This is a genomic window from Brevibacillus fluminis (assembly GCF_052072235.1).
GTDB classification, from domain to species: Bacteria; Bacillota; Bacilli; order Brevibacillales; family Brevibacillaceae; genus Brevibacillus_D; species Brevibacillus_D fluminis_A.
In genome coordinates this window covers 2,233,979-2,245,000 of sequence record NZ_CM125436.1, presented here as the reverse complement: position 1 = coordinate 2,245,000, position 11,022 = coordinate 2,233,979, and the positions used below count along the sequence as shown (strand labels likewise).

Below are 11,022 nucleotides of genomic sequence, written 5' to 3'. Positions count from 1 at the left end.
TCGACACAGTGGAGCATCAAAAACTACACCGTGCTGCGGGCAAAATGCTCCGACCATTACCCGCTGCTGGTTACACTGGAACTGCCTGAACAGCCAGTTCCTGCAAAATAAAGTCTTTCACGTCCACAAGGCGCGCCGGCCTCTTCATGACGTGTTTTGCCCCTGCCACAATCAGCGGAACAAGCGAATCGCGCTTGTGCAAGGAGCCATGGCTGCCGCCGCCAAGATGCGTGGGCGCATACTCGGAATAAAACTCGTATGCCGGGGCAGCCGTAACGATCACCACCTCGTCATTTCGGGCAAAAAGCGCGCCATACAAGCGGCTCAATGCATCGGGATAGCTGTCAAAGCAAATGTTCCCCTGTGAATCGAGCTGCAGATCAAGGATTTTCAAATCCCCCTCGATCGTCCACTGCATTCCATAGCAGTCGGACTGCCCGCCACCTTTTCGATACCTGAGTGTGTGGTGCTCCCGTCCGCCATTTTGCACATGAACCCACCCGTTCTCCTTCCAGGCAATGAGGTCAATTCGAGGCTCACCCGAAACGGCAGCCACGATCTTTGGCGTCAGTCCATCGTTCATCGGATACAGATAGGTCATCCGCTCGTTGTTGCAGATAACGATCTCATCTTCTTTTTGGATTTCCTCGCCCAACTTATGCAATCGAAACGAGGCGAGCAACGTTTCCAGGTCGATATTATGGGACTCATCTGCGCCGATCGTCGTTTGCCCATGATCGCTGATAAAGATAAAAACATTTTCCTCAAGAGCCGCATCCCATGATTGAAACGTGTCGAGAAAGCGGGCGATCTGCCGATCGACAGCCGCCAAGTGTTCAGTGGCTTTCATGGGAGAGCGGTGCAGCTTGTGGTCGTTATCCGGTAAATACACAAGCGTAAAATCCGGCTGTTTCCCGCTTGCAACCACCTCGATCAGAACATCGATTGCGTATGCGTCGTTGATTCCGTAGGAACCGAGCGAGGTATGTCCCATCCCCCACGGAATCGGGCGAAAAATATTCGGCACCGCCATGGTCCCCATGCTGAAAATCGTCGGTCCGCTCACTTTCCGCGGCATCTGTCCGCCCGTCACGGCTTGCAGCGCGAGAGGCAACTGCAAGGTATGCTTTTTATGTCCGCGGTGGGCAATCACATTGATGGAGCCGGAAACGAAGCCTTGCTCCTCCAGCACCTCATGAATCGTTTTGACGTATCGGCTCAAATGCTGCTCATTCAAATCATAGAGCACGTTTTGTGCACAGTGGGCGATCCCGATTTTGGCAACAGGCATGGCACCATTGATGTAATTGATGATTTTTTTCGTATCCGGATCGTACCAAACAAGGCCTGGCACCGTATGTCGATCGGGATAGACCCCTGTGACAAGCGAGCAGTCGATGGAGGCTGTCATCGTTGGAAAAACGGTCGCACAATCATTCATGTACTGACCGTGCTCCATCATGTATTGAAAGGCTGGTGCTTTATTTTCGGCAACACATTGCTCCAGGACATCGGGCATCATTGAGTCAACAAGGAAAAGAAGTACCTTTTTCATCCTGTACCTCCCTCACCCCCTACGAGAGTCAATCCGTATCCGTTAGTCTTGGCCTTTGCCGATCATCTATGCATGGATGTGCTTACTGCTTATCGATGCGGATGCTGTTTTTGTTTACAGTCAGTTGCAATCCGGCCGCTTTCACAACAGCATCGGTCAATGATGTGTACACGGGATCATTTGCACTTTCCGGCTGATTGCCTTGCAGTTGTTTCAGAACACTCGTGCGGATCGAAACATTCGCTCCCTGTTTGGTGAACAGCGGCGCGGTCGCCGGAAAAGCAACCCCGTTGATAAGAATCTGCTCGTCCTGCTCCTCGACGCGGAATTTCTTCACACCCTCGGTTTTCAACCCCGCAATCACTTGGGCAATATCGTCAGAGACAATGACATCCGGTGTCAAACCGACATGGTTGACGACACGATGCTTCGGTGTGAAATATTCATGCAGCGTAATTTTCAACGCATCGCCATCGACGAGCGGGATCACCTGCTGGGCGCTCCCTTTTCCGAATGTTTTGGTGCCAACCAGTTTGGCGATCCCGTTGTCCTGCAGCGCGCCGGACAGCATCTCAGAGGCCGAAGCGGTGGAATCGTTGACGAGGATGCTCACAGGAAATTTGACGGTTTGACCGTTGTAAACGCGGGTGGACACCTCAATTCCATTGCGGTTGGTGGTATACATCAGGATGCCATCCTCCATGAACAGGGATGCGATATCCCGGGCCGAGCTTAAATACCCCCCGCCGTTGTCCCGCAAATCAACAATCAGCCCTTTCAGCGGCCGGTTGCCTTGGGTTAGCGTTTGCAGCGATTTTTGGAACTGCTCTCCGGCATCGGAGCTGAATGTATCCAAGCGAATATAGCCGATGTCATCCGTAAAGCGACCAGCCGTCGTTTCCGGAATTTCCAATACGGCACGGTTCATCTTGACGGTGAACTGCCGTTTTTCTTCCGCACGGTAAAAGACGAACGACGCGCCCGTCCCTTCATCTCCTTTTAGAAACGTAAAAACGTCTTCAAACGACTTTCCCTTCATCGCCGTTCCATCGACGGACAGCAGCAAATCTCCCGCTTCCACGCCAGCCGCTTCAGCAGGCGAATTGGCAACCACCTCGCGGATCATCGGCAGATCGCCCGACATGCGCAGTTTGAAGCCGAATCCGACGATTTCATTTTCGACCGCTTCCTGAAACTGTTTCAGTTCTTCCTTGCTGAAAAACATCGTGTACGGATCGTTCAATGTGCCAAGCATTCCGGCAATCGCGAGCCGTTCCAGCTTTTTTTGATCGAGGCCGCTCTGCTTTTGCCACTCCGCCAATCGTGTTTTCAGCTCGGGCAACGTATCATCGTCGGCAGCGTACAAATACGCCCCTTTTGTTTGTTTGCTCAATTCCTCGCTGACCGCCTTTAAGGCGCCCGTTACGAGCTGGGCTGCCTTCGGCTTGCTGATATGGAAGGATACGAGGTCAAAAAAGATGTCATCGAACTCATTGGCCGTTGTCGGTTGCCCCGCTGCCTGTGCGATTGGCACAGCGCCGAACAGCAGCACCAGCGAGAGTGAGACGGACTGCAGCATTTTCTTCATTTCTGTTCCACCGCCCCTTTCAGCGTATCTTGCGGAATGCGCAGTGCACTGGTTCCGTAACCCTGGTACGTATCACTGCCCGAGTACGCTGCGTATTCTTTGTCGTATATTTCTTCATAGCGCCAAACTTTCCGCACGAGCTGATTGGTCTTGTGATCGATGTAATACTTGGTGACAAACGTCGGGACGCTCTTCAGCCTTCCCGCTCCCAACTGCAGCTTGGCGGATTGGGCTCGCAGCTGGTCGGACGGAATCCATTCCGTGATGACATCGTAATCGCCGAACGACTGCTTCAAGTAACGGGCATTGAGCTTTGTCATCCGATCGAAGACCGATTGCTTGTCCACCCATTCGTGCATGTAATCGATCGCCGATTTCGATTGTTTGGACCAAGTATCCTCTTCGAAATCGTGCAAATATTCGACGTTTGCCGAATCGTCATAGTACGTTTCCAGCTTTTGCGGCACGAGGCTTTCCGGCGCCTGGTAGTAACCTGTAACATGGCTGAACTTCCCCTCGTTGTCCACCGTTTGCTGATACTTAAAGGAGTACCCGTTCAACTGCGACTCGCCCTGGATGGTCACATTCGGTGCATTGTCGGTGCGGTGCAGCGCATAGGACAAGTCATTCGCGAAGCTCGATTGCTGTGCGAGCAAATTCAATTCCTGCTTGATCGAATCAATCAGCAAGGCATGATGCATCTGCGTCTCGGTATCTTTGCTCGTGTCAAGCAGCTGCTGAATCTCGCTGTCTTTTTTCAATTCGTGCAAATAGTATACGGCATTGAGCAGCGCATGGTCGTTTTGCGGAAACTGTTTATATAGATCGATCGCCTTCTGCGTATTCCCGCGTTTCGCTTCCATTGCCGCCTCATATGTCGCAAGCGCCTGCCATTCTTGGCTTTGCGGTTTGATTTTGGGTTCGTAGGTGCGCAGATGGGCGAGCGCTGTGTCAAAAATCGCAGGATCTTCCGTTTCGATTTTCAGCGCGAGATCGTACACATTCGCAACCAATAATTCCAGTGTGTCCGGGAGCACAACCTTATCCGCAAAATAAGCGTCTATGGCCAGAAAAGCTTCCTTCATATTCTCCTGCAACGGCACTTCCGGATTCCAGCTTAAATAGTAGTGAACCCCGACCTGGTTGTAAAATTTCTCGTCGGCCAGCTTTTGCAGCGTCTTCCACGTGTTCGCTTCGTCATTGTAATTGCGGATTTTGGCTGCTGCTTTTACATAAAGCGATTCATCCGGACTGATTTGATCGGTATACACGCCAAAGAGCGGAAAAATATCTTCAATCTCAGGCACGATCGGGAATTTCGTCTGATTCGGATCGAGCAGCGGCAAAATCGGCTCTGCCGCCATGTAGCCCAGCATGTTGACCGCAAGGATGGCACCGTCTCCCCGCGTCAGCTTGTCCGTTTGTTGGCCTGCTTGCAAAAGCGAAAACAGCTTCTTGCTCGTGTCGTCATTTGCGGCCGGGCCCGAATGGAACAGTGCAAACAGTTGGGCAACTTCACCTTTTGTAATCGGCTGATTGGGAAGAAACTCCTTGCCGGGGAAAATCCGCTCCAATGCATTGGGACCGTACATTTTGTTAAAGGCGATCTCCATTCGGAGCACCGGCTGGTACAGCCATGTCAGCCGGTCGACATCCACATAGGGCAGATGCGGCTCGTCAAAACCTTCCCCAAGGCCGAGTTCGTCATGCTCCGACAGCATGAGCAATGGATAAAACGCCTGTTCGTTTTGTGAAAACAAACGATCCAGAACGACCATGAATTCCCCTCGCGTCATGTATCGGTCTGGCTCAAATTTCGCACTTCCTTTTGCACCGCTGAACAAGCCATTTTCATAGCCGTACACGATCGCATTTTTTGCGTAATGCTTGCTGATATCGCCAAAAGGCAACGGAGCAGGTGCAGCCCCCGCCACCGTTGGCAAGAGCAGTGATCCGATCAGGGCGCATCCGGAAATGATTTTTTTCATTGACACAGGCATCCTCCTATACGAGAATCCGTCCACATTCATCACAATGTACCAAACCTTTCCCCCTGCGCCATTCATTGCGGTTATGAAGGGAGAGCGCGCGGAAACAACCGGTGCAAGCCTCTCCCTTTACTTCTACAATCGGGTTTTGCTTCGATTTCGCCAAGCGGTAATATTCGGCAACCCATTCTTCCGGCAAGCTTTGGCCCATTACAGCCAGGTCAAATTCAAGCTCCTGCACGCGCTGCAGCAGCTTGAGCAACTGCGCTTCCTGTTCGCCGTCGAATTGGGCGAGTGCTTTACGCGCTAGCCATAACTCCTGTTCTGCAAGCAGCTTGGCGATCTCCGCATCAGGCGTCGCCGGATTCTCAATCTCCGCCGCCTTTTGTTCACAGAGAGCAACGCTTTGCGCAAGCTCCCGCTGCTTTTTCTCCCATTGCGCATGAGCGGCACGCGCCGCTGCCAACGCTTCTCGCTTCACATGCCATTCCCACAGCTGCTTTACAGGCGCCATGCCTCTCACCCCTTTTACATATACGTGAACGGATCGGTATGAATGGCTGACGCCACAACTTCCGTCGCGTAACCGTTTTGCACAAGTCGGTCGCGCAAATAATCGGCCACTTTGCCCTTCATGATTTTTTCAATGTTATGTCCCGCATCGATCACATGCATGCCATCTGCCATGGCGTCGTGTGCCGTATGGTAGTAGATGTCGCCGGTAATGAGCACGTCTGCACCGCGGAACGCGGATTTGCCGACAAAGGAGTTGCCGTCGCCGCCGACAACCGCCACTTTTTTGATCGTTGCATCCAGCGGTCCGACAACGCGCAAGCCAGTCAATCCGAACACTTGCTTTACGTGCTGCGCCAGCTCCTTCAACGTCAGCGGCTGTGGCAGCTTGCCGATGCGGCCGATGCCGTACGACTTGCCAGGCAGTTCGAGTGGATACACATCATAAGCGACTTCCTCATAAGGATGGGCCGCCTTCATCGCTTTCACAACAGCAATCTGCCTGGATGCCGGCATAATGGTTTCCAATCTCACTTCTTCCACTTTTTCGAGCTTTCCCTGTGTTCCTATGTATGGGTTCGTGCCTTCTTGTGCCAAAAACGTCCCGGTTCCCGGCGCAGCGAACGTGCAATGGCTGTAATTGCCGATCGCTCCTGCACCTGCCTGAGCGATTGCATCGCGGACGGCATCCAGATGGGTCGTCGGCACGAATACCACCAGCTTTTTCAATGCGTCTGTATAGGAAGGATCGAGCACTTCCACCTGTGTCAGGCCGATTGCCTCCGCCAGCCAATCGTTAATCCCGCCATCCGTGGCGTCCAAATTCGTATGGGCCGTGTAAACGGCAATGTCATGCTTGATCAGCTTTTCAAACGTTTTGCCAGCGGCCAAATCGGTGCGCAAATGCTTCAGCGGACGAAAGATGATCGCATGATGGGCGATGATCAAATCCACCCCTTGCTCGATCGCTTCATCGACCACGTTGTCGAGCACATCAAGCGCGACCATCACCTTTTTGATCGGCTTTTGCAGCGTTCCCACGTGCAAGCCGATCTTGTCCCCTTCCATTGCGTATGCTTTCGGAGCAAGCTGCTCCATATATTGAATTACGGTTTGTCCGTTTGCAAACATGCGATCACCTCATTCATCCAGTCCAAATCTGCTTGTATATGCATAAGCTTTTCCGCCGCTTCCGTGCGTGCCGAGCTTTCGATCTGCTTTTGAATCGATTCCCACTTGGTTTTTTCCCGCTCCCATTTTTGCGCGAGGATGGCAGGCTTTTTTTGCCATAAAACCGGACCGATGCGGAACAGCTCGGTTGTCATCCGGTCTTGTCCCTCGTATGGCACGGACGGCTCCCCTGGCTCTGCCACCAATATCTCGTAGATGATGCCATCCTCTTCAAGGATCGTTTCGTCGATCAATTGCCAGCCGTTTTCGTACAGCCAGCGCCGCACAAGCTCCTCACCGACATTAGGCTGCAGCACCAGCCGCTTCACACCCGGAAGCTTGTGACGCCCTGCCTGCAAAATGGAGACGATCAACTGTCCGCCCATCCCGGCGATGCAGATTACATCGACCTCGCCCGGGGACAGGACGGCAAGCCCGTCTCCTTTTCGCACCTGCGCGCGATCGCGGGTCGCCAGCCCATTGATTTGGCGGCAAGCCGCTTGGTATGGCCCTTCGTTCAGCTCCCCCAAAATCACATGGGACGCGATATTGTTCAGTAACAAATAAGCAGAAAGCAGTGCATGATCCGATCCGATGTCGGCTACGCGAGCACCGGCAGGGCAATACGCTGCAATCGTTTGAAGTCGTTTGGATATAGGAATGGTTGTCATTTCTTTCCCCCGCTGCATTGCTGTTATTCTCCACTATTCTACCTTATTTACTGGCAAAAGCCTAACAAAAGAAACCCCGTCAGCTCGACAAAAGCTGATCGGGGTTTCTCGTCTGGATTCAACAACCAATTTGACGGGCGATGACAGTACGCAAGATTTCCGACGTTCCTTCGCCAATTTCCAACAAGCGGGCATCGCGGAAAAACCGCTCTACCTGATACTCTTTCATATAACCGTAGCCGCCGTGGATTTGGATGGCCTGGTGCGTAGCAGCCATCGCCACCTCGGATGCGTACAGCTTTGCCATTGCCGCTTCTTTTGAAAAGGGGCGGCCTTGGTCTTTGAGCCATGCAGCTTTGTACACCATCGTCCGGGCAAGCTCGATTTGCATCGCCATATCCGCCAGCTTGAACTGAATCGCCTGGAAGTTGGAGATGGACTGACCGAACGCCTGGCGCTGCTTGGCATACGCCAGCGCTTTGTCAAAAGCCGCCTGGGCGATCCCGACTCCCATCGCGCCGATACCGATTCGGCCGCCGTCAAGGGTGATCAGGAACTGCTTGAAGCCTTCCCCCATTTTGCCCAGCACCATGTCCTCGTCCACCTGTACCCCTTCAAGCACAAGCTCTGTCGTGTTCGAGCTATGCAGCCCGAGCTTTTCGTAATTGTCGATGACGCTGAAGCCTTCCGCGTCGGTCGGCACGATAAATGCCGTAATCCCTTTCGCCCCCTTGCTCTTGTCCGTGACGGCCGTCAGCGCAAGGAACTTGGCATAGGAAGCATTGGTGATGAAGCATTTGGAGCCATTGATCACCCAGCCGTTGTCGGTCTTTACAGCAGTGGTGCGCGTACCGCCTGCATCGGAACCGGCACCAGGCTCCGTGAGACCGAATGCACCCATGCTTTCACCGGAGCAAATCCGCGACAAGTAGCGCTGCTTCTGCTCCTCGGTACCAAATAATGCGAGGGGAGCGCCGCCAAGCGAAATGTGGGCGGAATACGTGATGCCTGTCGAACCGCATGCGCGGCTGAGTTCTTCTACCACGATCGCGAAGCTGATCGTATCCGCCCCTGCGCCTCCGTAGTTCTCCGAAAACGGCAGGCCCATCAGCTCGAGCTTCGCCATCTCCTGGAAAATCTCTACCGGAAAGCGCTTACTTTTATCCCTTTCATCAGCACCCGGAGCCACGACTTCATCAGCGAATTCCCGAATCATGTTGTAGAGCATCCGTTGTTCTTGTGTCAATTCAAAATTCATTTGTGCGCACCTCACCTTGTCATTTTTTCCGTTATTCTCGTTGACTGAGCGTTTGTTCAGAATGATAGTTTTATTATACACAAGCGAGTTACAATTGTGTGTGAATTGAAAAAAGCCCGAAGAGCGAAAAAAAAGACCCCGCCTGTTACAGGCGAAGCCACGTGAACCATTGCTGTCGCGTAAAGAAAAAAAACAGCGAGCTCATGAAAATTTTGATAAAAAGCAACAGCTGAATCGTATCCTGCTTGGCCTGCGAAATGTACAGCGATTGCACCTCAGCACCGAAAAAAAACAAAATGCCGCAGATGCAAAGCGCTCCGGCGATTCGCGGATTGCGCTGATTGAGCAGAAAGCCGGCCCCGATCATAAACAAGGCAAGCGGCACCCAGTACAGTTCAGCGAGCCACCAGCTGTACGATGCGCTTACCCGCTCCAGCGTCACATATCCGTAGAGCAGGCCCAGGCCGATGAAGCCGCAGTATACCAAATACAAGAAACGAAAAATAAGTCCATTCAAACAAAACAGCAAACAGATCGCCAGCAAAAATATCATCAGCATACCCGTCGCCGCATCGATCTGCTTCAGAAAATAGACGCCGCCGAAAATCAGCAGCAAAAAGGATAGAAGCAAGGCGACGTGTGTAAAGACGGGTGAAAACCGTCGACAAACGTGTGCCAATATGTAGAAAAAGAGTGTGATGCAGGAAGAAATGGTAATTTGCATTAGAAAGCTGAAATCGTTAAAATGAAAGGCAAGCAAGATGAAGCCGGCGATGACGGCGGCGCCAACGAGCCAGAACAGGATCATTTTCCACGATACGGCGTTGTTCCAGCCTGCTCCTGGCTGATTGCCTGAACTGTTTTTTGATCGGCCACCGACAGCCTGACCCGCCGCGACTTGCGAATCTGCCTGCGCCCGCTCCCCTTCCGTATACAGGTTGAGCAAAAAAATGCAGTAATGCTCGGGCAGCAAATGATTTTTTCGCCAATGCTCAATTTCTTTGACAATGATCTTCTTACGCTGATCCTCCATGGAGAACCCCCTTACAAAACGAGTGAGGATGAGGGAAATACAATAGAAAAGCCTACGCCCTCCCAAATGCGAAAGCGTAGGCCAGCATCTATTTAATTATCGGCTATTCAAGAAAATCTTTTAAGCGTTTGCTGCGGCTCGGATGGCGCAATTTGCGTAGTGCTTTCGCCTCAATTTGTCGAATGCGCTCACGGGTGACACCAAACACTTTTCCTACCTCTTCCAGTGTGCGTGTGCGTCCATCGTCGAGGCCAAAACGCAGGCGAAGAACGTTTTCTTCCCGATCGGTCAATGTATCCAGCACGTCTTCAAGCTGCTCTTTCAACAGCTCATAGGCTGCTGCATCGGAAGGAGCGAGCGCTTCCTGATCCTCGATGAAATCGCCCAGGTGGGAGTCGTCTTCTTCCCCGATCGGCGTTTCCAAGGATACAGGCTCTTGCGCAATCTTCATGATCTCCCGTACTTTTTCCGGAGTCAGATCCATCTTTTCCGCAATCTCTTCAGGCATCGGTTCTCGTCCAAGCTCTTGGAGCAATTGGCGTGACACACGGATCAGCTTGTTGATCGTTTCCACCATGTGCACCGGAATCCGGATGGTGCGCGCCTGGTCCGCAATCGCACGAGTGATCGCCTGGCGAATCCACCATGTGGCATACGTACTGAACTTGTAGCCTTTGCGATAGTCGAATTTCTCCACCGCTTTGATCAAGCCCATGTTCCCTTCTTGGATCAAGTCAAGGAAGAGCATACCGCGTCCAACGTACCGCTTGGCGATACTGACCACGAGACGCAGGTTGGCTTCTGCCAGACGGCGCTTCGCTTCCTCATCACCTTGCTCGATACGCTGTGCCAGCTTGATCTCTTCTTCAGCAGAAAGCAGAGGAACACGGCCGATCTCTTTCAAATACATGCGAACCGGGTCGTTAATTTTGATTCCAGGCGGGACAGAGAGATCATCGAAATCGAATTCCTCGGAATCCTCGTCCTTCATCATCATTTCATCGACATCTTCTTCGTTCTCGTTCGATACTTCAACGCCCTGATCCCCAAGGAACTCGAAGAACTCATCAATTTGATCCGAGTCTTGCTCAAATCCGGAGAGACGATCAATGATCTCCTTGTATGTCAGTACGCCACGTTTTTTGCCTAGCTCAACCAGTTGTTCCTTTACCTGTTCAATGGATGTGGCCTCCATGTCAGGAGTCATGTTTTGCTTGTTCATCTACTTTCCCTCCTTCCTCGGGAA

10 protein-coding genes (1 of these 10 running past the window's edge) are annotated in these 11,022 nt (G+C 52.3%); 1 reads left to right on the top strand and 9 read right to left on the bottom strand.

The features are described from left to right. Nucleotides 1–111: the end of an endonuclease/exonuclease/phosphatase family protein gene (locus ACTID9_RS11085; RefSeq protein WP_441071309.1), read on the top strand. 573 nt of this gene lie to the left of the window's left edge; only the last 111 of its 684 coding nucleotides appear in the window; its start codon lies beyond the left edge, outside the window; it ends in the stop codon at nucleotides 109–111. Here the strand turns inward: ACTID9_RS11085 and ACTID9_RS11080 are convergent. The 9 genes from ACTID9_RS11080 to rpoD all read right to left on the bottom strand — a co-directional run bounded on the left by ACTID9_RS11080 (nucleotide 71) and on the right by rpoD (nucleotide 10,998). Beyond that, entirely contained in the window at nucleotides 71–1,555 is a 1,485-nt protein-coding gene (locus ACTID9_RS11080) for an alkaline phosphatase family protein (RefSeq protein ID WP_441071308.1), read from the bottom strand. The genes ACTID9_RS11085 and ACTID9_RS11080 overlap by 41 nt on opposite strands. 82 nt (nucleotides 1,556–1,637) lie before the next feature. Further along, nucleotides 1,638–3,143: a S41 family peptidase gene (locus ACTID9_RS11075; RefSeq protein WP_441071307.1), complete on the bottom strand. Its 1,506-nt coding sequence runs from the start codon at nucleotides 3,141–3,143 to the stop codon at nucleotides 1,638–1,640. After that, nucleotides 3,140–5,131 (bottom strand): S-layer homology domain-containing protein, encoded by a 1,992-nt coding sequence (locus tag ACTID9_RS11070; RefSeq protein WP_441072551.1) that lies wholly within the window; start codon nucleotides 5,129–5,131, stop codon nucleotides 3,140–3,142. The genes ACTID9_RS11075 and ACTID9_RS11070 overlap by 4 nt, the downstream gene beginning before the upstream one ends. A gap of 16 nt (nucleotides 5,132–5,147) precedes the next feature. Continuing rightward, entirely contained in the window at nucleotides 5,148–5,645 is a 498-nt protein-coding gene (locus ACTID9_RS11065) for a C4-type zinc ribbon domain-containing protein (RefSeq protein WP_441071306.1), read from the bottom strand. Between the two features lie 14 nt (nucleotides 5,646–5,659). Further along, nucleotides 5,660–6,775 carry a Nif3-like dinuclear metal center hexameric protein gene (locus ACTID9_RS11060; RefSeq protein ID WP_441071305.1) on the bottom strand — a complete coding sequence of 372 codons (1,116 nt, stop codon included), beginning with the start codon at nucleotides 6,773–6,775 and terminating at the stop codon, nucleotides 5,660–5,662. Further along, entirely contained in the window at nucleotides 6,751–7,485 is a 735-nt protein-coding gene (locus ACTID9_RS11055) for a tRNA (adenine(22)-N(1))-methyltransferase (protein ID WP_441071304.1), read from the bottom strand. Before ACTID9_RS11055 ends, ACTID9_RS11060 begins: the two co-directional genes overlap by 25 nt. Nucleotides 7,486–7,603: 118 nt before the next feature. Further along, nucleotides 7,604–8,743, bottom strand: a complete 1,140-nt coding sequence (locus tag ACTID9_RS11050; RefSeq protein WP_441071303.1) for an acyl-CoA dehydrogenase family protein — start codon at nucleotides 8,741–8,743, stop codon at nucleotides 7,604–7,606. 145 nt (nucleotides 8,744–8,888) lie between these two features. Continuing rightward, nucleotides 8,889–9,776 (bottom strand): hypothetical protein, encoded by an 888-nt coding sequence (locus ACTID9_RS11045; RefSeq protein ID WP_441071302.1) that lies wholly within the window; start codon nucleotides 9,774–9,776, stop codon nucleotides 8,889–8,891. A 103-nt stretch (nucleotides 9,777–9,879) separates the two neighbouring features. Next, a complete protein-coding gene (gene rpoD, locus ACTID9_RS11040; protein WP_441071301.1) occupies nucleotides 9,880–10,998 on the bottom strand; it encodes an RNA polymerase sigma factor RpoD in 1,119 nt (372 codons plus the stop codon). Nucleotides 10,999–11,022: the final 24 nt, after the last annotated feature.

What these genes read in the sequence shown, in the direction of transcription:
- rpoD (WP_441071301.1), bottom strand. Translation starts at nt 10,998, where the DNA reads ATGAACAAGCAAAACATGACTCCTGACATGGAGGCCACATCCATTGAA.
- ACTID9_RS11045 (WP_441071302.1), bottom strand. Translation starts at nt 9,776, where the DNA reads ATGGAGGATCAGCGTAAGAAGATCATTGTCAAAGAAATTGAGCATTGG.
- ACTID9_RS11055 (WP_441071304.1), bottom strand. Translation starts at nt 7,485, where the DNA reads ATGACAACCATTCCTATATCCAAACGACTTCAAACGATTGCAGCGTAT.
- ACTID9_RS11050 (WP_441071303.1), bottom strand. Translation starts at nt 8,743, where the DNA reads ATGAATTTTGAATTGACACAAGAACAACGGATGCTCTACAACATGATT.
- ACTID9_RS11060 (WP_441071305.1), bottom strand. Translation starts at nt 6,775, where the DNA reads ATGTTTGCAAACGGACAAACCGTAATTCAATATATGGAGCAGCTTGCT.
- ACTID9_RS11075 (WP_441071307.1), bottom strand. Translation starts at nt 3,143, where the DNA reads ATGAAGAAAATGCTGCAGTCCGTCTCACTCTCGCTGGTGCTGCTGTTC.
- ACTID9_RS11080 (WP_441071308.1), bottom strand. Translation starts at nt 1,555, where the DNA reads ATGAAAAAGGTACTTCTTTTCCTTGTTGACTCAATGATGCCCGATGTC.
- ACTID9_RS11065 (WP_441071306.1), bottom strand. Translation starts at nt 5,645, where the DNA reads ATGGCGCCTGTAAAGCAGCTGTGGGAATGGCATGTGAAGCGAGAAGCG.
- ACTID9_RS11070 (WP_441072551.1), bottom strand. Translation starts at nt 5,131, where the DNA reads ATGAAAAAAATCATTTCCGGATGCGCCCTGATCGGATCACTGCTCTTG.